Genomic DNA, 25,442 nt, shown 5'->3' with positions numbered 1-25,442 from the left:
GCTTCACGAGGCCCGAGATGAAGGCGGAGCGTGTGTCTTATGACGCGCTGACGCCCTCAGCCGCGCGCGGGATCCTGGAGGCAATCCACTGGAAGCCGGCGATCCGCTGGGTCATCGACCGCATCCATGTGCTGCAGCCGATCCGCTTCCAGTCGATCCGCCGCAACGAGGTCGGCAGCAAGGCCCCGGCCGGCAAGATCAAGACGGCGATGAACCGGGGCAGTCTCGAGGATCTGGCGCTTCTGGTCGATGAGGACCGGCAGCAACGCGCCTCCACGATCCTCGTCGATGTCGCCTATGTCATCGAGGCGCATTTCGAGCGCACGGCGCGCGCCGGGGCTGATGACACTGAGGGCAAGCATATCGAGATGTTCAACCGCCGCGCGGAACGCGGCCAGTGCTTCCACCAGCCGTGCCTCGGCACCCGCGAGTTTGCCGCCGATTTCCGGCTGATCGGTGACGGCGAGTCCCTGCCTGCTGCCATCGCCGACACCCGTGACCTCGGCTTCATGCTGTGGGACATCGACCATTCCCGGCCCGACCGTCCGTCGCTGTTCTTCCGCGCCATGCTGGAGAATGGCGTCATCGCGGTGCCGCAACCGGGCTCACCGGAGATCCGCCGATGACCATGCTTCAGGCCCTCAGCCGTCTGGGCGAGCGGATGGAGGCGGAAGGCCACCTGCCGCCGCTTGGCTACTCGCCGGAAAAGATCTCCTTTGTCATCTCGCTCCATGAAGACGGAACTCCTGCCAACGTCCGCGATCTGCGTGATGTGACCGGCAAAAAGCCGCTGCCAAGCACGGTCGCCGTTCCTCAGGCAATCAAGCGGACCTCCGGTGTTACGCCCAACTTTCTCTGGGACAAGACCGCCTATGTGCTTGGCGTGACAGCGGGCGAGGGCAAGCGCCTTGCGGAGGAACACGCGGCCTTTGTCGAGCGGCACCTGACCGAACTGAAGGATGCCGACGACGCCGGCCTCGTCGCTCTGCGCCTGTTCCTGGAGCGCTGGACGCCGGCGGACTTCATCGCCCCGCTCTGGCAGGAGGCGATGAAGGACCAGAATGTGGTGTTTGCGCTGGAGAGCGAACGCCGCAGCCGTTACCTGCATGACCGCCCGGCCGCCAAGGCCCTGTGGGCGCGCATGAACGCTTCGGCAGATACAACGCTCGGCATCTGCCTCGTCTCCGGCGAGACGGCACCGATTGCGGTTCTGCATCCCTCGATCAAGGGCGTCTGGGGCGCACAGTCATCCGGGGCCTCGCTGGTCTCCTTCAACCAGGCCTCGTTTGAATCCTACGGCCACGAACAGGGGCTGAACGCGCCGATGTCCGTTGCCGCCGCCGCCCGCTACGGCGGTGCCCTCAACGACCTGTTGCGCCGCGACAGCGGTCACTCGGTCCAGATCGGCGACGCCTCCACCGTGTTCTGGGCCGAGGCTGTCGATCCGGACGTCAGCGCGGACGACATGGCCATCGTCGAGGCCGTGAGCCAGCTATGGTTCTCCGACGTCCCGGAGGTCGACCTGACCAAGCAGTCTGCCGAAGTTGGCGCCGCCCTGAGCCGCCTCCGCTCGGGCGAGCCGGTGGCGCTGGTGCGGCCGAAACTCGCCAAGGGCGTCCGCTTCTACGTTCTGGGCCTCTCGCCCAATGCCGCACGGCTGTCGGTTCGCTTCTATCTGGAAGATGATTTTGGCGCGGTGGCTGAGCGCTACAACCGGTTCGCAGCCGAGATGCGGGTCGACCCGCCCCCTCGGACAACCAGTCTCGCCTTGTGGCGGTATCTGCTGGAAGTGGCCGTTCTGGGAAAGCGCGAGAATGTGCCGCCGACGCTTGCCGGGGAGTGGATGCGCTCCATCCTCGCCGGCACGCCCTATCCGCTCACGCTTCTGTCATCCGTCCTGGTGCGCTTGCGCGCCGATGGCGATGTCAATGCCATGCGCGTCGCCATCCTGCGTGCCTTGGTTATCCGCAATTTCAGGCTTCACCCAGAGAAGGAGGCCCCTGTGGCATTCGATCCGGAAAACACGAACAGAGGCTATCTGCTGGGGCGTCTGTTCGCTGTCTATGAGCAGATCCAGCAGGCCGCGCTTGGCAACGTTAACGCCAGCATCAAGGACAAGTTCTACAGTGCTGCCGCCGCCCAGCCACAGAAGGTCTTTGCCCTTCTCGACAAGGGGTCGGCGCCGCATCTCTCCAAGCTCGCCAAGCAGAAGCCCGGCTACAAGGTCGTGCTTGAGAAGCACGTCAGCTCGATCATGGAGCTGATGCAGCCCGGTGCTGATCCATTCCCGATTGCCCTGGCGCCGCAAGAGCAGGCCCTCTTCGGCCTCGGCTACTACCACCAGCGGAATGAATTCTTCAAATCGACCAAGGACGTCGCTGCTCAGGAAGAGGTTGCCCAATGACCACGCTTGCCAACCGCTATGATTTTGTTCTGCTGTTCGAAGTCGTCAACGGCAACCCGAACGGTGATCCGGATGCCGGCAACCTGCCGCGCATGGACCCGGAAACGAACTTCGGCCTTGTCTCGGATGTCAGCCTGAAGCGCAAGATCCGCAACTACGTGTCCTTCGCCAAGGGGGATGAGGCCCCGGCGACCGACAAGCCGCTCGAGGACCTCGGCCAGCGCTACGAGATCTTCGTGACGGAACGTGCCATCCTTGACCAGAAGCAGCGCCGGGCGTGGAACGCCAACGCCGTTCAGCCGGACAAGAAGGACGGCTACAGCCGCCTGCCCAAGGAGGATGCGGAGGCACGCAAGCTCAGCGACTGGATGTGCGCCAACTTCTTCGATGTGCGGACGTTCGGGGCCGTGATGTCGACGAAGGGGGCAAACTGCGGCCAGGTGCGCGGGCCGGTCCAGCTCACCTTCGCCTCGTCCGTCGAACAGATCATGCCGGCTGAAATCACCATCACCCGCATGGCGGCCACGACAGAAGACGAAACCAAAGGCGACATCCGCACCATGGGCCGCAAGCACATTGTGCCGTATGGCCTGTACCGGGCACACGGCTTCATCTCCGCCAAGCTGGCCGAGCGGACAGGCTTTTCGGAGGCCGACAAAGAGCTGCTGTTTGAAGCGCTGGAGACCATGTTCGAACATGATCGTTCTGCGGCCCGTGGCGAGATGGCAACCCGCAAGCTGATCGTCTTCAAGCATGACTGCGCCCTCGGCAAGGCACCGGCCCATGCGCTGTTTGACCGCGTCCGGATCGGGCGCAATGTCGAGGGCGAGTTTCGTGCGGTTGATGACCAGCGGCTTGGCAATATCCCGCCGGCCCGCAAATTCTCCGACTATATCGTCACCATCGACCGCGACAACCTGCCGGCCGGCGTGGACCTGATCGAACGGCTGTAACCCATGTCAGGCGGGGAGGGGAGGGAGGACGTTCAGGACGGAGAGCCCATTCCCCTCTCCGCCCTGCAGCACGCCGTGTTCTGCCTCAGGCAGGCGGCCCTGATCCATCTCGAGCGGCTGTGGGCGGACAACCGCTTCACCGCCGAGGGGCATGTGCTGCATGCGGTGGCCGACAAGCCCGGCAGCCGGTTTTCACGCGGCGTGCGGCGCGTGTCGGCGCTGGCCATTGCCAGCCGGCGGCTGAACATCGCCGGCGTCGCCGATGTGGTGGAGTTCCGCGCTTCGCCGCAGGGCGAGACCGCCTATCCGGTCGAGTACAAGCGCGGCAAGGCCAAGCTGCACCGGGCCGACGAGGTGCAGCTCTGCGCGCAAGGGCTGTGTCTTGAGGAAATGACCGGCCGGCCCGTTCCGGCCGGAGCCCTCTTTTATGCCGAGCCGAAGCGGCGGCTCGAAGTACCCTTCGACGCGGAGCTCAGGGCCCTGACCGAGAGGACGATTGCGGATCTTGCGGCCGTCTTCGCCTCATCCCGCACGCCGCCCCCCGTCTACCGGGCAGACCGCTGCCGCGCCTGTTCCCTGAGCGAGCTTTGCCGCCCGAAACAGGTTATGCGCCCGGTCCTGGCCTGGCGGCAGCGCCAGATTGCCGGCCTGCTCAGCGAGGAGGACCCATCCTGAAGAAGCTTCTCAACACCGTCTATGTCACCACGGAAGGTGCTGCGCTGCGCAAGGACGGCGACAATCTTGTCGCCGAGGTGGAAGGGGCCGAGCGCGCCCGTGTGCCGCTGCACATGCTGGGTGCCGTGGTCGTTTTCGGCCCGGTTCTCGTCTCGCCAGCCCTGATCGGAGCCTGCGCCGCTGCCGGCATCACGCTTGTGCTGCTGGAACGCAACGGCCGCTTTCAGGCACGCATCGAGGGGCCGGTTGCCGGCAATGTCCTCCTGCGCCGGGCGCAATATGCCGCCTCCGAGCGCCCGGACGACATTGTCCGCAGCATGGTCATGGGCAAGATCGCCAACCAGCGCAGCGTCCTTTTGCGCCACCTGCGCGACCATGGCGCCGATGCCGATGAAACTGCCAGGGCGGCGCTGGACCAGGCAACCGCCCGCATGGCGCGTCTGTTGCAGAAGCTCGAGGTGCTGAGCGGGCTCGACAGTCTGCGCGGTGCCGAGGGTGAAGCGGCACAGCTCTATTTCGGCGTGTTCAATCACCTGATCCGCTCGCCCGACCCCGAGATCTGCTTCAAGGGGCGCTCGCGGCGTCCGCCGCTTGATCCGGTCAACGCGCTTCTGTCGTTCCTCTACACGCTGCTCACCCATGATTGCCGCAGTGCTGCGGAAAGCTGTGGCCTTGATCCGGCCGTCGGCTTTCTCCACCGCGACCGCCCGGGCCGTCCAAGCCTCGCCCTTGATCTGATGGAGGAACTGCGTCCCGTGCTGGCCGACCGGCTGGCCCTGTCGCTGTTCAACCGGCGTCAGCTCAGGGCCAAGGACTTTGAACCGCGCGAGGGTGGCGCGGTGCTCCTCACGGACGACGCGCGCAAGCTCGTCCTAACCGCGTGGCAGGAACGCAAGCGCGAGGAGCGGCAGCATCCCTTCCTCGACGAAAAGGCGCCGCTCGGGCTCGTGCCCTATCTGCAGGCGCAACTCCTGTCCCGGCACCTGCGCGGCGATCTTGAGGCCTATCCCCCCTGGTTCTGGAAGTGAGCCGATGCTTGTTCTCGTGACCTATGATGTCAGCACTTCCAGTCCGGGCGGCGCCGGGCGACTGCGCCGTGTGGCCAGGGCCTGCCAGAACTTCGGCCAACGGGTGCAGTTTTCGGTCTTTGAAATCGAGGTCGATCCCGCCCAGTGGACACAGCTGAAGGCCCGCCTTGAAGGGATCATCGCGCTGGAAACCGATAGCCTGCGCTACTACTATCTTGGCTCAAACTGGCAGCGCCGGGTCGAGCATGTGGGCGCCAAACCGGCGGCGGATCTCAATGGACCGCTGATCGTCTAGGACGGGACCAGCAAAGTCTAAAAGCACTCCGGCCTGCGGACTAGGGTGAGACCAATGCGCTTGATACCGGCCAGACCCCTGTGTCTGGCCGCTGGTCACGGTGGCACACTTTCGGCGCATCCGCGCGAACATGAAGCGTGCCTTGAAAGCCGCGCCGGTTCGCGCTGCGCCAGCTCTTTGAAAACACAGCAAAAGTCCGGCGACCTCGCTCATTCGGCCTGCATCATCGTGCGACAAAGTGCTGCTTCGCGCCGACAAGCCAATTTTCATTTGTTGTCCAAGCTGTTACGACCATACCCGTCGCTCCCTCACGGGAGCGCGGATCGAAACCGGCCAAATGGTCTAGCTCATGTTGTGTCAACGTCGCTCCCTCACGGGAGCGCGGATCGAAACAACAGTTGGTTGACGACTCAAAAAAGATCAATAACGGTCGCTCCCTCACGGGAGCGCGGATCGAAACGAATTGAAAGAGTTAGAAGCAACCGGATTCGTGGTGTCGCTCCCTCACGGGAGCGCGGATCGAAACCGGGTCTACATGTAGATCTCGCCCATCACATCGTCGCTCCCTCACGGGAGCGCGGATCGAAACCGGGCCTCTTGCCAATGAATCCGACACGCAAGGTCGCTCCCTCACGGGAGCGCGGATCGAAACCCAAGACTGGCGGACCTAGTAGCGTCTGGAACAAAGTCGCTCCCTCACGGGAGCGCGGATCGAAACTAGGCAGGACCGGATGGTCCCGCGCCCTCGGCTGTCGCTCCCTCACGGGAGCGCGGATCGAAACGCGTGGGGCTCGCGGCAAATCGGAGGTCGAAATCCGTCGCTCCCTCACGGGAGCGCGGATCGAAACTTGCCACCGCGAAACAGGGTACTGGTTCGGATCGCGTCGCTCCCTCACGGGAGCGCGGATCGAAACGCTTTACACTGGCCGTTCGCGTATCCCGCGCCCTGTCGCTCCCTCACGGGAGCGCGGATCGAAACAGCTCCGGCAAGATGAACCCGTCGTCTGAAAACCCGTCGCTCCCTCACGGGAGCGCGGATCGAAACTACAGTGAAGAAAAAGTGAAGCCGGACACTGTGCGGTCGCTCCCTCACGGGAGCGCGGATCGAAACATGATGGTGTCCTTTCTCAGAACCAATCGACGGTGTCGCTCCCTCACGGGAGCGCGGATCGAAACATTGTCGATACCATCGGCTTCCGGTTTGTCGAGAAGTCGCTCCCTCACGGGAGCGCGGATCGAAACTTTGGCGGAGGCGATGACAAGACCACCACCACATGTCGCTCCCTCACGGGAGCGCGGATCGAAACCCGTTACTCGATAGTGGTTATGCGGTCGGCACGGCTGGCGCGAAGGTCGCTCCCTCACGGGAGCGCGGATCGAAACTGCCCCCAGTTGTCAAGCGCCCAAGTCCGGGGGTCGCTCCCTCACGGGAGCGCGGATCGAAACACGACGACTTCCGACTTGATGAACCCATCATGTCCGGTCGCTCCCTCACGGGAGCGCGGATCGAAACAAGCCAGTCGTGGCGAGCGCTGGTTTTGATCTCGGTCGCTCCCTCACGGGAGCGCGGATCGAAACAGAACCATGGAATAGCTGCACAGTCTGAGAGCGGGTCGCTCCCTCACGGGAGCGCGGATCGAAACCGCGCTGGCAGGGCTCCCATGGCCTTGGATTGTGGTCGCTCCCTCACGGGAGCGCGGATCGAAACGGCCTATGCCGCCGAGGTAAAGCGGCGTTGCACCGTCGCTCCCTCACGGGAGCGCGGATCGAAACCTTGGTTGGGATGCACCCGAGCGGCTTAGTCGGTGTCGCTCCCTCACGGGAGCGCGGATCGAAACGAGCAAAGGTCGCTGAAGCTCGCGCTAAACGAAATGGTCGCTCCCTCACGGGAGCGCGGATCGAAACAGATCAGCTATCAAATCATTAAGGGATTTTCAAATGTCGCTCCCTCACGGGAGCGCGGATCGAAACCCGGACACCGCCCGTGCCGAGTTTTGGGACCACGGGTCGCTCCCTCACGGGAGCGCGGATCGAAACGTAACGTTGATAGGTGCGCGCGTTCTTCACGCCGTCGCTCCCTCACGGGAGCGCGGATCGAAACTTTCACGGGGAGATGCACGTGAAACTCAGCCTCGTCGCTCCCTCACGGGAGCGCGGATCGAAACCAGCCAGGGGTGATGCCCGCCGGACCCGAGCGCCGTCGCTCCCTCACGGGAGCGCGGATCGAAACGCGAGGCTCAGGGCGAGCCTCGAGGAGCGCGAGGGTCGCTCCCTCACGGGAGCGCGGATCGAAACCAGGCTGGGCAGCCGGCCACGCTCAACGGTGAGCCGTCGCTCCCTCACGGGAGCGCGGATCGAAACTGGCAAAGCGCATGTCAGGTCTTGCGGGCCGGCTGTCGCTCCCTCACGGGAGCGCGGATCGAAACGCGCGACATGGTCGCAGTGACCAGGCACTGACGTCGCTCCCTCACGGGAGCGCGGATCGAAACATGTCGTCCTCCTCGGGATGGTCGGCTGGGCTTGTCGCTCCCTCACGGGAGCGCGGATCGAAACCGCCACACGCGGCGAGGCTGATCACAGCCTATTCGTCGCTCCCTCACGGGAGCGCGGATCGAAACATCCGCGCCAGAGCCAGCGCGCTGGCCATGGGCGTGTCGCTCCCTCACGGGAGCGCGGATCGAAACTCAAACAGGGTGGCGCGCTGCGTCAGCTCGCCGATGTCGCTCCCTCACGGGAGCGCGGATCGAAACCGCACATGGGGGCCGGTTGTGCCCGATGGCGCGGGGTCGCTCCCTCACGGGAGCGCGGATCGAAACCGCCGCTTCACAAGTCAATCAAATCTAAGGGGAAGTCGCTCCCTCACGGGAGCGCGGATCGAAACGTTGAGGGTGAAGTGATGCACGGTGAAGTTAGAGGTCGCTCCCTCACGGGAGCGCGGATCGAAACCAACACCTATTCCGGCTCCGGTTCCTGTGCCAGAACCAAGTCGCTCCCTCACGGGAGCGCGGATCGAAACAAGGAGCAGGAGCGTGAGATTACCGGTGTTGCGGAGTCGCTCCCTCACGGGAGCGCGGATCGAAACGCGAAAAGCTGAGCGTGGGCTTGCCCAGGTCGACCGTCGCTCCCTCACGGGAGCGCGGATCGAAACGTTATAAACACCAACGGCTTCCTCAAGAACGCGAGGTCGCTCCCTCACGGGAGCGGGGATCGAAACGGCGCGCTGGCGCAGGGCGGCGCAGGCGGGCTGAGTCGCTCCCTCACGGGAGCGCGGATCGAAACGGCGAGAGCTGCGCGTCCAGCCGCAGCTGCGTCCGGTCGCTCCCTCACGGGAGCGCGGATCGAAACATGCCGGACGCGATCAGCGCCAGCCAGGCTTTGAGTCGCTCCCTCACGGGAGCGCGGATCGAAACCGCGCTTGAGGAGCTGACTGATGAGTGATCCGTTTGTCGCTCCCTCACGGGAGCGCGGATCGAAACGCGTAAAGATTTTCTCCACAAATTCTCCATCCTTGTCGCTCCCTCACGGGAGCGCGGATCGAAACTGTCAATACTAGATTTCCACTCATCAAGAGATTTGTCGCTCCCTCACGGGAGCGCGGATCGAAACCACGTATAGAATTTATCTTTTTGATATCACCATGGTCGCTCCCTCACGGGAGCGCGGATCGAAACGATCCTGCGCGCTGGAGGCATGTGAGATGCCCAGTCGCTCCCTCACGGGAGCGCGGATCGAAACACCAGCCCCGGCCGTGGATCCACCAGCAACTGGAGGTCGCTCCCTCACGGGAGCGCGGATCGAAACAACTTTGTGCTCGTCCAGGCGGGCGCCGGCCGGATCGTCGCTCCCTCACGGGAGCGCGGATCGAAACTTGACCTCTACCTACGCGCGTTGGGGATGGGCTCAGTCGCTCCCTCACGGGAGCGCGGATCGAAACGGCGGCGTGCAGGGCATGTAGGGCTCGCCGGCCCAGTCGCTCCCTCACGGGAGCGCGGATCGAAACCGCGCGCCGCGCGCTGGCCCGCGAATGATACAGGTCGCTCCCTCACGGGAGCGCGGATCGAAACCGCCCTGACCCGCAAGCTGAACGGCTATGACGGTCGCTCCCTCACGGGAGCGCGGATCGAAACTGATAGAGCGTCTGCGCTCCATAGACTTGCCGGGCGGGTCGCTCCCTCATGGGAGCGCGGATCGAAACGCGTTTACACTGACCGTAATCCGGACGCTGTCGATCAAACGCGCCTGGCTGATCACGGCATTGCTGCCATCGGCGAGCAAAACAGGAACAGACAATATCCAATCTTTTGCCAGAGTTGGACAAAAGGGACGGTAAGTAATTGATTTTCAAAGGGAACGTAAAGATAATGGCGGAGAGGGTGGGTCTGACGTCGAACCTTCTCTACCCGGTCCGCCACAGCCTTAGTGATCCAGTTGCTAGGGACTTATTCTATCGATCAGCAGCTCAGACCCGACCGGTTGAAAGCCGGCGGCTAGAAACGCCAGGAGCGAGCGCACGTTGCCCGGCGCGACAGTGGCGAAAAGCGGTTGTCTCTCGGGCCAAGCGGCCAGCACATCCCGCACGAGGCTTCGTCCAATACCCTTGCCGACGAATACTTCAGCTCGAGCTTGCGTCGAGCCCGTATCGCCGCTCGGATGTCGGCGGCGCTAATGCTCTCAAATGACGACGCAACGGGCGCTACGCTTGTGGTTGGCAGATCAACAAGGGGTACGAGCCGTTCTGGCAGGCAGGCCTGCACCTTCGCCAGAAGGCTCCTCGCTGCCACTGCGATCTCGTGCTCGCCCCGGCTCTTGACGTATTCGACCCCCAAGACAAGTGCATCGATCTCGTCCTCCGTTAACATGAGGGGTGGAAGGTAGTATCCGCTCTCCAAGACGTATCCGATCCCGGCTTCGCCCGAGATGGGCACGCGAGACGCGATCAGGTCTGCAACGTCTCGATAAACGGTCCGCTTGGAGACCTCGAGCTCGGTCGCAATTGAACCGCCCCGGCTTTGCCGGAGACCCCAACTCGTGAGAAGTAGGGTCTATGACAAGCAAGACGACGAACAAATTCTCTCCTGAAGTTCGTGCCCGCGCCGTTCGGATGGTGACGGAGCATGAAGCCGAACATCCCTCCCGCTGGGCGGCGGTATCATCGATAGCGGCCAAGATCGGCTGCTCGGCGCATACCCTGCATGAATGGGTGAAGAAGGCCGAGGTCGACAGCGGCAAGCGTGCAGGTTTGCCAAGCGACGTGGCGGAGAAGATGAAGGCTCTGGAGCGGGAGAACCGCGAGCTTCGTCAGGCGAATGAGATTTTACGCAAAGCCTCGGCGTATTTTGCCCAGGCGGAGCTCGACCGCCCACTGAAGCGATGATTTCCTTCATCGACGAACACCGCTCGGTGCTCGGGGTCGAGCCAATCTGCAGACTGCTGCCGATTGCCCCGTCCACCTATTATGAGGTCGTCGCCAAGCGCACGGACGTGGGTCGCCTATCGGCCCGCGAACGGAATGATATTGCCATGAAAGTCGAGATACGCCGAGTGTTCAACGAGAACCTCCAAGTCTATGGCGTGCGGAAAGTGTGGCGACAGTTGCAGCGAGAAGGCTTCGATATCGCCCGCTGCACCGTCGCAAGGCTCATGAGAATGATGGGTCTTCAAGGCATCATTCGTGGCAAGCCGATCAAAACCACTGCATCGGACAAGTCTGCCCCGCATCCGCTCGACCGCGTCAACCGCCACTTCAAGGCTCCCGCGCCGAACATGCTGTGGCTATCCGATTTCACCTATGTCGCGACCTGGCAGGGCTTCGTCTACGTGGCCTTTGTCATTGATGCCTTCGCCCGCCGTATCGTTGGCTGGCGGGCCAGTCGCACGGCGCACGCGGGCTTTGTGCTCGATGCTCTCGACCAGGCACTGCATGATCGGCGGCCCGTCAAACGTGGCGGGCTGGTCCATCATTCGGACAGCGGCTCGCAATACGTCTCCATTCGCTATTCCGAACGGGTGGCGGAGGCGGGCATCGAGCCGTCTGTCTGAAGCGTTGGCGACAGCTACGACAATGCTCTCGCAGAAACGATAAACGGTCTTTACAAGGCAGAGGCCATCCATCGGCGAGGACCATGGCGCAACTTCGAAGCTGTGGAGTTCGCCACGCTCGAATGGGTCGACTGGTTCAATCACCGTCGCCTTCTGGAGCCCATCGGGAATATCCCGCCAGCCGAGGCCGAAGAACAATACTACGCCATGCTGGACGCGCCAGCCATGGCCGCATAACTTAAACTAAACGGTCTCCGGAAAACTCGGCGCGGTTCAGGTCAAGTATCAACAACTGCTACGGGTTGTTCTTGTGCCCCAGCGAAACGTTTCACCATTTCTCCATGCAATAAAATACTTGGGTCCAAGTATTTGGACGATAAAGGCACCGTCCTTTCCATCATTGGGATTACCCTGCCACGTCCATGAGAGCACGTCCAAAAGTCCGTCCTCTCTTTTTGTCCAAGTGCCTTCCCAATGGCCCTCTGCATAGATCCGTCCGTTGTCTTCAATTGTCCAAGGTGTGATATGAGAGCCACCTATTTGGTTATTTTTAAATTCGCCTACACACCAGAAGGTGGCGTTTGAAACTGGTTGCGTACTAGCTGCATTTGGGAGTGCAAGAACTGACATAAAAATAAGTGCAAAAATGGAGTTTTTCATTGTTAACCCCCAAACCCTTTTTTAAAGGAAGGCCAGTGTGAAGGATTTGCAGATTTCATGAATACACACGGTAACCAGGGATGGCAAGCCGGTTACCCGCCAGAATCTACTGCTGTCCGTGTTAAGCTTCAGGAGAAGGAGCATGACATTGAATCTACTCAAGTTTAGACGTTGACGTGAAACCCGACTTCCCTCCAGCTTTCGGGAGAGTCTTGAGTTTCCAATCTGGCCTCATGCGGCTTGTTTCTCCATACCCATTTTCATTGTGAACTCGCCGGGAGTGTGACCGGGCGCTTCCGTCAACTGGCCCGTGCCTCCGCGAGTTTCGCCCTCAGAACGGGGAAGAAGTCCTCTTCCATCGCGTTTGCGAACAGGAACATTAAGTACTCCATCCAGAAAAAGGGAATATCGAAGATCGATTCCGCTCCGCCTCCCGGGACGAAGAAAGATGTCGTGTTCGCTAGAATGTTCACGAGTTCCTTCGCGCCGGCGTCAGTTTTTGCCTGCGCGAACACCTCTGGGACGACCTCGTGGACGAAGAAATAGTAAAGCCCGCTGACATCGTCCGGATCGAGCCTCTTACGCCCTTCGAATACCTCGGCAACGGACCGCTCTATAATTGGGAGCAACTCCCGCCGCTGCTCGTGGGAAACACCCTCCGGATGGTCCGAATAAAAGTACCATTCCGGAAATTTTGGCCTAAGCAGAACGATGACGTATTCCTGACCGTTTCGTGTGAAACTAGATGGACGTATAGCAAGTGCTACGGGAATGTCGCCGACCAAACGGGATACTTCAGCGTAGTCGGGGCTCGACTTGAACGCCTTTGCCTTCTGAAGTTCGCATACGATTGGCTGATCATCTATTAAGTCAAGGGGGCTGTTGCTCCAACGTTCAATGAATCCCTCTGCCAATTGGGCAATCGTAAACCCCTCGTAGAGAACGTTGACACCTTGGTCCTTGCTACCAACCGCCTCTCCGAAGGTGACCGCTATAAGGTCAGCGAGGGAGGCGTAGCGGCTGTTCAAATCGTCTCCTGCGAAGATCCCGTCGTCGGCGTCTGTCTGTATGGTCGCAACGAGAGACTTCGAGAACCGGTCCAATACAATCAAATCCACAGATAACCTCCAGCTCTCGCTCCCTTCGAAAAGGCGAGCGAGATTTCTTGGGTTTCGGTATTGCTTTGCGGGATTACTTCCAGGACCAAGGGTCGCTGTCGCCGGAAAGGTCCTCTCCGAGCGACGACGAATGACGGGCCTGAGACCGTCCGAGTAGCTTGTCACCGAAGTCCGCTTCGTGGGTCTTCGTGGCCGACCCGGAGAGGATGTCCCCCAGGCCGGCCTTGCGAACGGCCTTAGATTCTCCCGAGATCCGTTCACCGAACGATGCCTCGTGGCTGGGCTTACTGTCGAAATCGAATATTCCCATTCTGTTCCCCTTTGCTGTTGACTTACGCTACAATAATGCATGTAGAGGCATGGGTTTGCAACTCTAAGCAATGGCGCGCTTGGCGGGGACGGCTTTGTGGAAGGTTGTATTACGATAGTTATACCGCAATGCGTTCAATTTTCAGAGTTGTGTAGAGTTTGGCCACCGCTTCTGCAGGCTGGATGTTCCGGTAGGCTCAAGCGGGCCTGTTGTTGAACAGTTCACCTATCCCACCGTTGCATATTCGAACGCCTCGAATCTCGGCCAATCGCCTCAGCAGTGGATGATTTCTAACTTGAACAGACCCTTGATGGTCTCTGGAAGCGCTGTCATGACTGTCGGCAGCTCGCGCTCGATCCGGTAGCGAACCGCAAGACCTTCGGGCAAGCGCAGGAAACTGCCACCGCCAGTGCCAGTGCTGCCGCCCGCATCAGAGGATCTCGACCCGCCGCCGGTGCTTGTCTGCCCCTCGCGCACCGTCGCCGCTGCCGCAGCCGGCTCACGGACAGTGGCCGCCGCCGCATTGTCCCGCGTCGTCGGGCTCGCGTCAGGGCCGCCGGAACTCTCGCGGATCGTCGCGTCACTCATCTCTCACAAGCTCCTTGGAAGGTTGATGAACGTTCAGACGCACCTCGAGAGGACAACCTGAACCAGAAAGACAAAGATCATGCACGGGATTTTTATCGCTGTTGCGACGCTGCTGTCCACCGGGTGACGCAGCGTTTTTCCCTGAGGCTTAAACAACGCCGGACCTGCGAGGCCTCCCGTTCAGGGTCGCCGGTGGCGGCCTGTCTGGTGCGCAACAGTGACCAGGGTGCCTTGGTCGTTGATGACCAGATAGACCTTCATCCAGCGCTCGATGACGGCGAGGCCGCGCTCGCCTCCCAGATGGTGCTGGAGGCGCCGGATCGCCTTCCTGTCGAAGATTATGCGGGTCGCGCCGCTGCAGCGCACGGCGGTTCCAAATCGCTCCAGAAGCTCGACGACACGAGCCGGAATGCCGCGCTGCTGCATGCGGGACACGGCGTGCTGACTGATTTCGGGATAAAGAGCCATCGCATTTGCCTCCAGACAAGGGACCATTCGGAACCCTTGCCTGGTGGGAAGCGAGGCCTTTTGCCGGTTGCGGAAGCGGCTTTTCTTCTGCCGGCCTGTTCCAACTGACCCGAGGCGGGGAGATCCGCGGGGCAGGGGGCTCGTGGCGCGCGTGGTCAGTGCAACAGGCCTTGTTGCTTCAACAGTTCCCGCTCGGTTGCTGCAAGCAGCACAAGGCAAGACTTGAATTCCATCGGCCAGTCGCTGCCATCGGCCGACATGTAGCAGGCCTCTGTCAGCGTTTCGATCATGCTGTCGATGGGAGCGGTGATGGTCTCGAAGCGCGAGGCGAGCGCGCTGCCTTGAGGTAGGCGGATTGCCGGGCTGCCGTACCCCGCGAAATCCTTCACGGTCTGATGCGACCGGCAAGCCGCCTCGAACGCCGCATCCAGGTTCTGTGGATTTGCGGTGTAATGCGCAATCAGGCTTTCGACCGGATCGCCGATCCTGTCGAAGTACTCGAACATCTCATTGCGCTTGAACTGCCGCGCGACGAGGCCTGGCAGGGTTTCATCCCTGACGGGCGCGCGAAACTCCAGATGAAGTCCGGCATAGAAGAAGTCTACCAGGTGAATGAGCTTGTTCTGTGTGCTGGCGCTCAAGGCCTCGAAGTTCGAGGCTGGGACGCCCTCATCGCGCAGGGCCATGCCGACGATGGCCAGGAGATCGATGCCGTCCTCGCCATAGCATTCGGCATGACGGATCTTCAAGGCTGCCTGGACAAGCGGTTTGAGATTGCGCAGGGCAAGATCCCGGCAGAACACGCGGCGCTCCGGCTGCAGGTCCGTCAGGCGGCGATAGAATTCTTCAAAGGTCAGCATGGCAGGTCCTCTTGGATCTTTGTTCCGGTCATCGCGCCCGCTTGAGGGCCGATCCGGACCCTTTCCTGGAGGGGAGATCAAGGATCTGCTGCCTGCTTACATGTCCTGTCTTCGGGATGTTTCTGGGGCATCCGGGACTGCCGATGCATCGCCCGGTGAAAAAATCAAAAAAGTTGCCCCCGGTTTCGGCAAGCCGGCCGGCGACCCTCCAGGCAGTCCTTGCGAGACCGGATGGACCGGTGAACAGCAAGGAACGTGTCATGATCTTCAAAACTCTGATTGTTGCCACAGGTGTCGTTGTGACGGCTGGTGCGGGCTTTGGCGCGCTGAAGGTGGCCGCACCGCAGGCTGCCGCCAAGATGGAAAGCCTGGTGCGCGACTACGCGCTCGGGTGGGACGAGGATGCCTGCGCCGGCAATCCGACGGGGTGCCTCAATGCCCGCTATGACAAGCTGCAGCTTCTCGAAAGGGAAGTCGGTGTGTCGACGCGTGCCATCCGCAGCGAGCATGAGCGCGTTGCCGGACTTGTCGGTGAACAGGAAGAGCTGGTTGCCAAGAACGGCATGTTCCTCAGCGAGGGCAAATCGTTGTTGCGCAAGCTCGAAGCCGATACCGGTGCCGGCCTGACGGGCGCAGACGGTCCGGTCCAGTTTGCCGGGCGGACCTATCCGAACCGGGCAACGTTCAAGGCCCAGTTGCAGCTCCTGTTCGAGGAAAAGGCGGCTCTTGAGGCAAGCCTCTCGTCGGCACGCGAACTGCGCAACCAGCTGCAGGCGCGTCTCGATACGCTGATGGTTCAGGCTGGCCAGATCACTCTGGCCAAGCGGATCGTGCCGGCCCAGTTGCAGCTCATCCGCGCCAACCAGACCCTCGGCGAGTTCAGCACCAATCTGGACATGATCGACGGCGTCATCCGCGGCAGCGAGGCCGGGCTCGACCAGAGCCGCCAGCTCATCAGCACCACCAAGGACCTGATGACGCCGCTCTCTGCGTCCGGTGCCCCCAGCGCAAGCCGGGAAGCCTTCGAGGCGTTCCTGAAGGAGTGAGCGCCGCGCCCCTCGTCAAAGGGCTCCCTGCGCGTCCGGGTTTGCCGGATCGCACAGGGAGCGAAGGCAATAACGGCAACTGTCACATTGGGATGCTAAGGAACGTACAGATGACCGTCACCAGCTTTGGGTTGTTCTTGGGGAGCACATCTTGCCTGTCTTCTTTTCCGCCTTTGCGTCACTGCACTCTTGCCTTGCATGCAGCAGATTGTAAAACTCGGCAAATGCGTCATCACGGATCGATGGCCTGGGGCGGGGAAACAATGAGGACACAGGTTCTTGCGGGGTGCGCCGCAATTTGCCTTTGGGCGGTGCTGTTGCCTGGAGTGGCCTTCGCGTCCGATCCGGCCTCCGACGTTCAAACCCTTGAAAAGAAAATTGATGCGCTGGTTGATGTGATCAATCAGCAGCAGAAGACCATCGACATGTTGCTGCAGCAGCGCGGACCAGCGCCCGATGCGGCTTCAGGCACTGAATCCGCATCGCTGGATGGCCAGGGCCTCGTCTCGGGCCTGCACATGTCTGCCTGTCCCTTGAAACTGGATGCCAGCCGGCGGCTTCCCGATGCCTGTCAGGGGCTGCCGCCGGCAACCGTCCCGGTGGTGCCGCAAGCGCGCCTTGGCTTTGAGGACGCCCTCGCAGACGAGGCGCTCGCACCTTTCCTGAAGGCGCAGGACGGCGGTGTGGTCGGTGTCCGGTGGAGCGGCCGTCTGGCGATTGCACGGCCTGGTGCCCATGACTTCCAACTGGCGCTTGGCTATGCCGGAAAGGAATATGCTGGCCAGGTCACGTGTCGCAGTGTGCTGCGTCTTGCCGGGCAGGGGGTCGTGAAGGTTTTCGCCGAGTTTGTCTCCGACCAGAGCAATCCTGTAGCGGTGGAGCAAGGCAACCAATCGCTTGAGCCCGGTCACTATGACCTGGAGGTGTTCCTGTCCTGCTTTACCGCCTTTGACAGGCTGCGGACCGTTGTCGGCAATCCCGACATGACCCGGTTTCTGGAGGGTGTGTCGGTGACATTGACCTTCGCCGAGCCGGGCGATACCGCGCTGAAGCCGGTTCCGGCCAGCCGGATCGGCATCGCGCCCTGAGCCTGCCATGCCCGCCGCCAGATCTCCCCTTTCCGTTCCACTCCATACTGTCCTGCCCGGTCTGCCGATGGGCAGGCTGACGGACCATCACAGCTCAAAGAGGTTGAACCGATGATCGCAAGAACCCGTAGATCCCTTGCTCTGGCCGCGCTCATGAGTACCGCGGCCCTGCTCGCCACGCCCGCAGCGCTTGCCCAGGATCTGGAGCAGCGGGTGAACAATCTCGAGCGCAAGCTCGACGCCTTGCTCGACCTCATGCAGCAGCAGATGCAGGCCAATCCGGCCGTACCGGCTCAGGCGCCGCATTCCGCAGCGGCCACATCGTCTGTTGCCAGCGCGCCGGTGGCCGTGCCGGAGAGCATCCGCATGGGGCAGCTGTATCTGGACGTGCATACGATGCCTTACAAGGCAGATGATTCCTACTACATGGAGGCGTCCAAGATTGAAGCAAAGCCGAATGGCATCGCTGTCGGCAGCGTGACGGTCGAGCCGTCCGGACGGTTCAATTATGGGGAGTTCGTCGGCGATCCGGCGCTCGCGCCCTTCGCCAGGGCGAATGCGCTTGTGCAGACTGTCTGGAGTGGCGTGCTAAAGATCGAAAAGACTGGATCGCATGCGTTCCAACTCTCTGTCGGCAAAGAAGAAGGCCGCGATGGAGCAAAGTCTTGCCGAGCATCTCTCAAAGTCGAAGAAAAGCCGATCGTTACCGCTATAATCTCGAACGCTGGAGGATGGGATCAAGTCTACTCTACGGAGCAAGGGGCGATCTCACTTCAGCCAGGCTTCTATGACTTCTCAGTTTACATGGCCTGCATGCGTGACTCAAGGATGGATGTCTTCGAACGCTATGGCGCAACACTGCTGATGGCGGCGCCGGGAGACCGGGTCGCCAAGCCAATCCCGGCGCAGCTCTTCGGCATCCGGGAGTGATGACGATGCGCTACGCCTATGATGAAAGGCACTGGTATCGCACTGGATGGAAACAGCTTTGCCGGCACTCCTGGAAGCTGGTCCGGCCGATGGTGGCGGATCTGTCCGAAGACCTTCGGCAGGGGGGGCGGGCACCAGAAGATGCGGCGCAAGCTTACACCGACCGGATCGTCGCAGCCATTGGCCAGCTGATCAACGGAGTGATTGCCGGGCAGGCCGCAGGTGCCGAAGACGGCGTTGGGCTTCATGTCTCCAGTTCCATGTGGAGCTATGTCCTGCCGCTGTTCGGAGACACCGACGCGTTCCGGCTGGCCATCGTCCGGGATGCGCGTCTGATCAGCGGGCAGACGAACCGGGACATCGCGCCCGAGGCGGCGGTCAGGACCCTGTTCTGGACGCAGTTGAATGATGCCCGGCGCAAGATGTCCGGGGGATCGCCCAACCGGGTCAAGAACTGGGAGGCCATTCAGCGTATCTCGCACCAGATCATGCGGCGCGCACCGGGCACGTTGGAGGCCAGGCTCGGAACGGTCGAGCATCTGCGTGCCGTACAGGCCCAGATCGCAGAGCAGTATCCAGGCAACAAGAACTACAACCTGTCGCTTGGCACGTTGCAAAGCTATTTCGACGAGTTTGCGCTGGACACGGACAGCAATGCGGATGGCGTCGATGTCGAGGACCTGGCGGCACTTTCCGAAGAAACCGGGATCTGGCCCCGCTTCGAGTTGTGTCTTGACAGCTTGCGCCGAACGGCCATGGACGACTGGGAAGCGGCGCTGATCCAGCACAAGATCAACGATATCGAGTTGATGCCACAGGACGCCTATCAGGCCCGCAAGGGCATCAGCCGGTACGAATTTACCAAGCGCTGCAGCCGGGCGCTCGAGTTCCTGCGCGACTGCCTGAGCAAAAGCATCGACTTCCAGCTTCTGCGTGAGAGATGATCATGACCGATATCCAGCATCTGGGCTTGCTGGCCGCCGTGCTGGCGAGCCAGAGCGAACCCGAGGGCTTCGAGCCCTTGACCGATGAACGCATCCGGCAGGCCCTGACCACCGGCCCGCGCCTGACCGCGGATGAAAAGCGCCTGCTCTGGTCCTCGCCAGACGCGAGGGCGCATTTCCTGACCATCCGCCGGCAGGTCCGTCTGGACCTGAGCGAAGCGATCGCGTCAGCAGGCCTTGGAACATCAGATATGCGTCTGGCCGCCTCCGGTTCCTCTTCGCAGGATGAGGTGACCGGCCGGGGCTTCACCGTCTCCCTGTTCCGGGATGAAGCCTTCGAGGACGAATGGTCGATCTCCGTCGAGCTGTCGCAGGAATATCTGAAGTTCCTGCCAGCAGAAACGCCGGTCACCCTCCAGGATACAGGAGGACTGATCTGGGCGCGCGGGATTCCGGACGTTTACAACCGCATCGGTGCCACCTGGCAGGCTTCTGAAACGCCGCAGGAGCGCCTGAAGCGGTTCACGTTGCGGCTGGAACCTTGATCACCGCGCGAGACTGAAATGGGGGATTCATGACGGGTGCGATGTCAGATTTCGGCAAGCGGCAGCCATTTGATTTTGTCAACACGGCACTTCTAGTGACGTTGAAAGTCGTTGCTCCCGTTTTCATCCAGAAGATGAAGGATGAATGGGGAAGTGCCTGGCTTGCCGAGCTGAACCGGATCCGCAAGGACAACGATGCCTGGGTGAAAGAGAGAAACGCCAGTTGGAACACCCGCCCGGCGCTTGTCCTGACGAATGGTTCCCTTGACTTCGAGTTCTCCGAGCTCTGCGCCACCGTGATGGATGTGTCCTCGCAGCTCCGCAGTCTCAAGGGCAACTCGCGGATCACCCGCGACCTCGCTGACAACGCGCGTAAACTGCGAAACAGGCAGTCGCATTTCAAGTCCTCGCTCAATCCGGGCGACATCCGGCAGGCCGAGGCGGATCTGATAACGCTGATCGCGTTTGCAGCCGCCGTCGCCGGGGATGAGGCAGCCGAGCCCATTCGCGCGATCAACCGGGCTATGGTAGCCGAGGTCGAGGACCGCTTTGCCGATGCCAGCAAGGGTGACGCCTTGTCCAGAGATGACGTGGCCGAGATCCGCGCGTTGCTGGTCGAACTGCGTCAGAAGATTGACAGCACACCTGGCCTGCAGGTGGCGGATGGTTCTGCCACCGCAGCGAAGGACGGCGCTGACCGACAGGGCGGCGATGGCTCTGCCGTCGCCGCAGCACCGGCATGGACGCCGGGTGCATCACGGCCCCGCCGCCGCCGTCGCCGCTCCGCCATTCCTGCCCCCCGAGATGGGCTTGCCCTGTTTCCGGTGGTGGGCGATGAACTCGACGAAGCGGACAACGAGCTCTTCTATCTGACCTGCGAGCAGTATCAGCCGGCGCACCGACAGCCTGCCTATCTGCAGCCTGGGGCACTTGAGGCTCATCAGGCCAACCGGAGCTACATGATCGTCGACGTTGCCCGGCAGACTGAGGACGACGCCGGGCGCGCGAGCCTTTATGTGCGTGCAAGGTTCGATGGCAACAGCTTTGATGGCCCGAGCTTTGGGCTGGCCCTTGCGATTGCGGATCGAAGTGCGCGCTATGGCTATGCCGAGCCCTTTGCAGGAAGGCACATCATCGCCACCGGTGAGATCCCAAAGGACGGCCAGGGAGAGGTCGGCCCCATCGACGGCTTCGCCGCGAAGGTGCGCCTCCTGGAACGCGAGGCGCCGGCTGGATCGCTGTTCGTGTTTCCGACCGCCAATCTGGAAGCCGCGACACCCGAAACCTTGCAGGCTCTCAAGCGGGCCGAGGAGCGTGGGACATTCTTCTGGCGTGCGGTTGATCACCTGCGCCAGCTTGAGGATCTTTTCGCAGATCCGGCCGCGGCACCCCGGCTTGCGGCAAAGGGTGCGGCAAAGGGTAATGCCTCGGCAACGGAAGAACCGGCCGTCGAGCCCTTGCCGGCGGCGAAATTGGAACCCCGCAGGTCGCGCAGGCTGATGCCGGTTCTCCTGGGCTCTGTTGCGGCAGGGCTCATGCTCCTGGGTGGTCTTTATGGGGCAGGGCATCTGCGCGAGGCCCTGCGGCCAGATCCGGTGCAGGAGCAGGCGCAACAGGAGCGCCTTGCGGCGCTCAGCCGGCTTGCTGCCGCCGTGCCGGCAGTGCCGGACGATGCTGCCAATTGCGGGGCACTTTCAGAGGCCGCCAAGGCCTTGCCGGATGCCGAACGGCGAACGGCAGCAGTGGAGCAGGGGGCAGCCCTGGCCGTTGCCGAGCGCTGCACGGCTGCACTCGCGGAAAGTGACCAGCGCTGGTCTTCCCTGCGAGCGGCCGCGGCTGCAAGGACCGATGCCGCAATTGCGGAAGCCCGTCAGGCCCTGACGGCGTTTGACCTGTCACGCGCCGGCGAACCAGGGAACCAGGACCTTCTTGCCAGCACAGAGGCGGCGGGAATGGCGCTGGCGGCCAGCAAGGGCCGGATTGCCGCGCTTGAACAGGCTGCGCGATCCGCCCTGTCGCAGCCATCTGCCGCCAATGATCGAACCCTCGCCGGGGCTGCCGCTGCATTGACCGAGGCGGACAAGGCGCGCCTTGACGGGGAAGGTCGCGGGTTTCTCAGCCTTGCCGGAGATGCTGCAGCGCGTCTAGCCGCAAGCGATCTGAGGGTTGCAGCCGTGACAAAGGCATACGACCGGCTGCTGGCCGACAACTCCACGTCGACCCGTCAGACCCTGCGCTCGGCCCTGCAATCCATCACGGAGTATGACCGGACACGCTCAGCCGACGATGCCGGCACCGCCCTTGCAGCAGCGCTGCAGGATGGCCCCCGGCTGTTGGCGCTCGGGCTGATATCGGACCTGCAACAGGCTGCAGATGCCTGGCGTCAATCTCCGACGGAGGCAACCCAGCGTGCCATGAGCGCGGCAGCCAGGGCCTTGAGCACTGAAGATCGCGCCCTGATGACACAGGAACAGCGGGCGCTCCTTGATGTGGCGCGCGAGGGCGAACTTGCCCTCTTGCAGAGCAACGCCAGGCTCCAGGCTCTGCTTGCGAGCGAACGTGCCTTCGAGGTTGCGCGCGGCACCGGACACGACCTCCCCGAGGCCATCGCCGCGTTGCTGGGTGCAACTGACAGTCTTGATCCCTTCGACCGATCGAGGCTCAGCGCGGAACACCGGATCGCCCTGTCGGCAGCTGAGACTGTCAGGGCAGAGCTCTCTGGCAGCGCCTCCCGGGTTCGCGATGCCCTGCGCGCCGCAGAAATCGTTCTGGTGGCCCGTGACCGTGTCACGGACGCCATGCGGGCATCCCTTGTCGGCAGCTACAGCGCGCTCATGCCGCTCGATCTTGCCCGGCTGGCGCCAGATGAAACCGCAGTCCTCGACCGTGCCTGCAACATGCCGCTCGCCGGCTCGCAGGGGACCACACGTCCCGTCAACGGCTGCAAGGGTCCCATCATCAAATTCGGTCCGCCGGTTCTGAAGCCGTCCGTGCCGTTGAGATAAATCCTGACTCAAGACAATGGGTAAGTGACATGTCAGCAACTGCAAATACGTTCAAGTTCGGTACATTCCTCTGGCTCCTGGCGGGCGTGATCATTCCGTTCTGGCCGATAAGCTTGCCGATCTGCTGGTTCTTTGCTTATCGGTCCTATCGGTCTGGGACGACACTTGCAGACCAGATCGTGACCGCGCAGTCGCGGGCAGGAAGCGGCGCGATACCGAGCTCTGCATTCGCCAACAACTCCAGTTCCGCAGATCTCGACAAATGGAACGCTCTGGTTCGTTACGATGACGACATCAGCCGTGCGGCCGCGCAGCTGGAACCCTATGGTACCGCGGCGGTTGACAAGCTTCGTGTCGTATACTCGGCGCTGAACGACAAGTCGAAGCTCGACAAGATCGTTTCGGACATCAGAAAGGAATTTGATCCAAGAATGGCTAGTTAACCATATATAAAATGTGAAATCTTGGATCGAAAACGAAAATCTCGCACAAAGGATAAATAAATGGTTAAAAATTTCGAATCTGGAGGTTATTTTGCCGTATTAATTGCAACTTTTCCTATTTTTGGATCGATACTTGTTTTGTATCCGTCGTGGTACTGGCTGGAAATAATTAATTCATTATGGTTGTTAATATTGAAAATCGTGTTGTTGGTTTGTTTTGCGCTAATTCCTGTTTTGATTGGCTCCTTGAGGCGTGGTCATGTATCGCATAGTAGTGCTAAAGGGGCAATTTTATTTCTATTAGGATACGTATTTGTTTTCACTTTTCATTTTCTGATATTTGGCAATTTCTATTTTTCATTTAGTTTTCTGATTGAATTATTCAATTACTATTATTTTCGTGGTTTCGAATATTTATACTTTTTGTGTTTAATTTTGTTTTTGTTTTGTCAGTTTTATGCAGCCAAATTGTTTTGGCGAGGCTATTGTAAGTTGCCCCGATTCTCTGAGTTGAAGGAGTATGAAACTGCGAATACGTTCAAGTTCAATACTTTTTTGTGGCTTTTGGCGGGGGTGGTAATTCCCATTTGGCCGATAAGTTTGCCGATTTGCTGGTTTCTTGCCTATCGTTCTTATCGGTATGGCACGAGCATCGCGGATCAGATCGTTACGGCGCAGTTGCGTATGGTCGGATCGGCCGATTTCGAAAGATGGAATGCGCTGGTGTGCTACGACGACGACATCAGCCGAGCTGTCCAGCAATTGGAACCCTATGGCGCTGCAGCGATCGAAAAGCTTCGCGTCGTGTATTCGGCGCTGAACGACAAGTCCAAGCTGGACAAAATTGTCTCGGATATTCAGGCAGAGTTCCGAGCTCAGCAGCTGTAATCCTTATTCTGTCACTTCTGATCTTTCCTCTTTTCGGTGGAAGGGAGGCTGAATTCAGAGAACGCCGAAGGCTGAGCGACCTGCCATAAAAGGCAGTGAAAACAAGCAGTTCCTCTCGCTGGCGGGCGATCAGCTGCACGCTATAGAACGCTTCCGCTGGTACTGCGACGGTCGGCCATTGCCGGTTGCATCAAAACCTGCGTCAGCTCGGACAGATCTGACGCAGGGCTAACGTTTACTTCAGGCGGATTGTCGCGCCTCAGCCCTTTTGAACAAGGAGCATATTCATGCGAGCAGCTATGTTTTGTGCGATCAGTGTGCTGGCCCTCGGTTTAACCGCGTGTTCTGATCCGGAAAAGGAGGCGAACATTCTTTTCGTTGACGCAGCAAATACCATTCAGGCTGCGTCCAGTCTCGATACGCTCGCCAAATATCGGGCTTACACGGAGGCCAGGGCCAAGCTGGACCAGTTGAACCAGGCCGAGTTCAAGGGCACGTAAGCGTCCCTCAAGGTCGCGTCCCAGGAAAAGATTGGCGGACTGTCGTCGAGCGAGCTCAATGCAGAACTCGAAAGGCTTGCTGACTCTAATGCTGTCTGTGGCATCACACGTTCGGAAGAGTGCCAAACGAGAATCGTGAAGTCCGTGGTCGAAATGTTAAACGATGAATCGAAAGGGCTGGTGAGTGGGCGGGAGCTCAGTGCAGCTATTTCAGCTCTGAACATGTATTTCACTGGATATAATAATGAATTCAATGAGTTTGCGCGCTTGCGTCGGCGTAATAATGAATACTTTTATTTAGGTGACTTGCCACGAAATTTTGCGTGGTACTTAATATTTATTTAAAAAATATACAGTGATAATGAGATTTCGCAATTGTTTTATAGAGCTTTTTCTGCTGAAGGCCTTCCGCTTAACAGTTCTGAACTTCCAATATATCGTCAGACTTTGTTTGAGTTAACTCCGGTTCATTTCAAGGTGGGGAATGCGGTGGACCGCGCGATTGCAAAAATGCCTAGGCTTCAGACTCATAACCAGTAACATACGGTTGCCGCGATGCAGATGGACGAGAGAAAGTTCCTTGCATTTCGGTCATAGCGTGTTGCGATCCTGCGGAATTCCTTCAGCCTTCCGAACATGCGCTCGATGACGTTTC

Annotated in this window: 23 protein-coding genes, 1 pseudogene, 1 CRISPR repeat array and 1 other annotated feature; of the genes and pseudogenes, 16 read left to right on the top strand and 8 right to left on the bottom strand. The window is 60.7% G+C overall.

The annotated features are described in order from the left end of the window. Nucleotides 1–17 precede the first annotated feature (17 nt). Genes cas5c through cas2 form a run of 6 tightly spaced genes read left to right on the top strand, consistent with a single transcriptional unit; the run spans nt 18 to nt 5,355 of the window. The gene (gene cas5c / locus ACTIFE_RS19605) at nt 18–626 is read left to right on the top strand and encodes a type I-C CRISPR-associated protein Cas5c (RefSeq protein ID WP_439530824.1); all 609 of its coding nucleotides are present in this window, start codon (nt 18–20) and stop codon (nt 624–626) included. Then, a complete protein-coding gene (gene cas8c / locus ACTIFE_RS19600) occupies nt 623–2,404 on the top strand; it encodes a type I-C CRISPR-associated protein Cas8c/Csd1 (RefSeq protein WP_439530823.1) in 1,782 nt (593 codons plus the stop codon). The genes cas5c and cas8c overlap by 4 nt, the downstream gene beginning before the upstream one ends. After that, complete coding sequence (gene cas7c, locus ACTIFE_RS19595) at nt 2,401–3,357, top strand: type I-C CRISPR-associated protein Cas7/Csd2 (protein ID WP_439530822.1); 957 nt, start codon at nt 2,401–2,403, stop codon at nt 3,355–3,357. The genes cas8c and cas7c overlap by 4 nt, the downstream gene beginning before the upstream one ends. 3 nt (nt 3,358–3,360) lie before the next feature. Then, nucleotides 3,361–4,032 carry a CRISPR-associated protein Cas4 gene (gene cas4 / locus ACTIFE_RS19590; protein WP_439530821.1) on the top strand — a complete coding sequence of 224 codons (672 nt, stop codon included), beginning with the start codon at nt 3,361–3,363 and terminating at the stop codon, nt 4,030–4,032. Next, entirely contained in the window at nt 4,029–5,060 is a 1,032-nt protein-coding gene (gene cas1c, locus ACTIFE_RS19585; RefSeq protein WP_439530833.1) for a type I-C CRISPR-associated endonuclease Cas1c, read from the top strand. The genes cas4 and cas1c overlap by 4 nt, the downstream gene beginning before the upstream one ends. 4 nt (nt 5,061–5,064) lie before the next feature. Then, complete coding sequence (gene cas2, locus ACTIFE_RS19580; protein ID WP_161676708.1) at nt 5,065–5,355, top strand: CRISPR-associated endonuclease Cas2; 291 nt, start codon at nt 5,065–5,067, stop codon at nt 5,353–5,355. A gap of 299 nt (nt 5,356–5,654) precedes the next feature. Next, nucleotides 5,655–9,550: a CRISPR direct-repeat array (repeat unit 31 nt; unit sequence GTCGCTCCCTCACGGGAGCGCGGATCGAAAC). A gap of 292 nt (nt 9,551–9,842) precedes the next feature. On the opposite strand, the gene ACTIFE_RS19575 is transcribed toward cas2, so the two are convergent. Continuing rightward, nucleotides 9,843–10,349: a helix-turn-helix transcriptional regulator gene (locus tag ACTIFE_RS19575; protein WP_439530832.1), complete on the bottom strand. Its 507-nt coding sequence runs from the start codon at nt 10,347–10,349 to the stop codon at nt 9,843–9,845. A 50-nt stretch (nt 10,350–10,399) separates the two neighbouring features. On the opposite strand from ACTIFE_RS19575, the pseudogene ACTIFE_RS19570 reads away from it, so the two are divergent. After that, a pseudogene (locus ACTIFE_RS19570) lies at nt 10,400–11,631 on the top strand (IS3 family transposase). Continuing rightward, nucleotides 10,684–10,800: a sequence feature (AL1L pseudoknot), on the top strand. Its footprint overlaps the pseudogene before it by 117 nt. A gap of 48 nt (nt 11,632–11,679) precedes the next feature. On the opposite strand, the gene ACTIFE_RS19565 reads toward ACTIFE_RS19570, so the two are convergent. The 6 genes from ACTIFE_RS19565 to ACTIFE_RS19540 form a co-directional block, all read right to left on the bottom strand. After that, nucleotides 11,680–12,054 (bottom strand): hypothetical protein, encoded by a 375-nt coding sequence (locus ACTIFE_RS19565; RefSeq protein WP_439530820.1) that lies wholly within the window; start codon nt 12,052–12,054, stop codon nt 11,680–11,682. Between the two features lie 299 nt (nt 12,055–12,353). After that, entirely contained in the window at nt 12,354–13,172 is an 819-nt protein-coding gene (locus tag ACTIFE_RS19560; RefSeq protein ID WP_439530819.1) for a hypothetical protein, read from the bottom strand. Nucleotides 13,173–13,245: 73 nt separating this feature from the next. Then, a complete protein-coding gene (locus tag ACTIFE_RS19555; RefSeq protein ID WP_439530818.1) occupies nt 13,246–13,482 on the bottom strand; it encodes a hypothetical protein in 237 nt (78 codons plus the stop codon). A gap of 273 nt (nt 13,483–13,755) precedes the next feature. Continuing rightward, a complete protein-coding gene (locus tag ACTIFE_RS19550; RefSeq protein ID WP_439530817.1) occupies nt 13,756–14,070 on the bottom strand; it encodes a hypothetical protein in 315 nt (104 codons plus the stop codon). Nucleotides 14,071–14,250: 180 nt separating this feature from the next. Then, nucleotides 14,251–14,538, bottom strand: coding sequence for a hypothetical protein (locus ACTIFE_RS19545; protein WP_439530816.1), 288 nt, complete (start codon nt 14,536–14,538; stop codon nt 14,251–14,253). Nucleotides 14,539–14,693: 155 nt separating this feature from the next. After that, nucleotides 14,694–15,398, bottom strand: coding sequence for a hypothetical protein (locus tag ACTIFE_RS19540; protein WP_439530815.1), 705 nt, complete (start codon nt 15,396–15,398; stop codon nt 14,694–14,696). Nucleotides 15,399–15,658: 260 nt separating this feature from the next. Here ACTIFE_RS19540 and ACTIFE_RS19535 point away from each other — a divergent pair, with 260 nt between their 5' ends. The 9 genes from ACTIFE_RS19535 (at nt 15,659) to ACTIFE_RS19495 (ending at nt 24,787) form a co-directional block, all read left to right on the top strand. Beyond that, nucleotides 15,659–16,444 carry a hypothetical protein gene (locus ACTIFE_RS19535; protein ID WP_439530814.1) on the top strand — a complete coding sequence of 262 codons (786 nt, stop codon included), beginning with the start codon at nt 15,659–15,661 and terminating at the stop codon, nt 16,442–16,444. A 326-nt stretch (nt 16,445–16,770) separates the two neighbouring features. Then, nucleotides 16,771–17,532 (top strand): hypothetical protein, encoded by a 762-nt coding sequence (locus ACTIFE_RS19530; RefSeq protein WP_439530813.1) that lies wholly within the window; start codon nt 16,771–16,773, stop codon nt 17,530–17,532. A gap of 111 nt (nt 17,533–17,643) precedes the next feature. Further along, on the top strand, nt 17,644–18,462 hold the full coding sequence (locus tag ACTIFE_RS19525) for a hypothetical protein (RefSeq protein ID WP_439530812.1): 819 nt from the start codon (nt 17,644–17,646) through the stop codon (nt 18,460–18,462). Nucleotides 18,463–18,467: 5 nt separating this feature from the next. Then, nucleotides 18,468–19,406, top strand: a complete 939-nt coding sequence (locus ACTIFE_RS19520; protein ID WP_439530811.1) for a hypothetical protein — start codon at nt 18,468–18,470, stop codon at nt 19,404–19,406. Nucleotides 19,407–19,408: 2 nt separating this feature from the next. After that, a complete protein-coding gene (locus ACTIFE_RS19515) occupies nt 19,409–19,951 on the top strand; it encodes a hypothetical protein (protein WP_439530810.1) in 543 nt (180 codons plus the stop codon). Nucleotides 19,952–19,980: 29 nt separating this feature from the next. Continuing rightward, nucleotides 19,981–22,956 (top strand): hypothetical protein, encoded by a 2,976-nt coding sequence (locus ACTIFE_RS19510; protein WP_439530809.1) that lies wholly within the window; start codon nt 19,981–19,983, stop codon nt 22,954–22,956. A 29-nt stretch (nt 22,957–22,985) separates the two neighbouring features. Continuing rightward, nucleotides 22,986–23,399: a hypothetical protein gene (locus ACTIFE_RS19505; RefSeq protein WP_439530808.1), complete on the top strand. Its 414-nt coding sequence runs from the start codon at nt 22,986–22,988 to the stop codon at nt 23,397–23,399. A 60-nt stretch (nt 23,400–23,459) separates the two neighbouring features. Next, nucleotides 23,460–24,287, top strand: a complete 828-nt coding sequence (locus ACTIFE_RS19500) for a hypothetical protein (RefSeq protein ID WP_439530807.1) — start codon at nt 23,460–23,462, stop codon at nt 24,285–24,287. A gap of 287 nt (nt 24,288–24,574) precedes the next feature. Next, nucleotides 24,575–24,787 (top strand): hypothetical protein, encoded by a 213-nt coding sequence (locus ACTIFE_RS19495; RefSeq protein WP_439530806.1) that lies wholly within the window; start codon nt 24,575–24,577, stop codon nt 24,785–24,787. A 527-nt stretch (nt 24,788–25,314) separates the two neighbouring features. Here the strand turns inward: ACTIFE_RS19495 and ACTIFE_RS19490 are convergent. Further along, a partial coding sequence (locus ACTIFE_RS19490; RefSeq protein WP_439530831.1) for a transposase occupies nt 25,315–25,442 on the bottom strand: 128 nt, incomplete at its 5' end.

This window comes from Pannonibacter sp. (assembly GCF_051860505.1).
Lineage (GTDB): Bacteria > Pseudomonadota > Alphaproteobacteria > Rhizobiales > Stappiaceae > Pannonibacter.
Note: the sequence above shows the minus strand (reverse complement) of the source record. Positions and strands in the feature narration are given on the sequence as shown.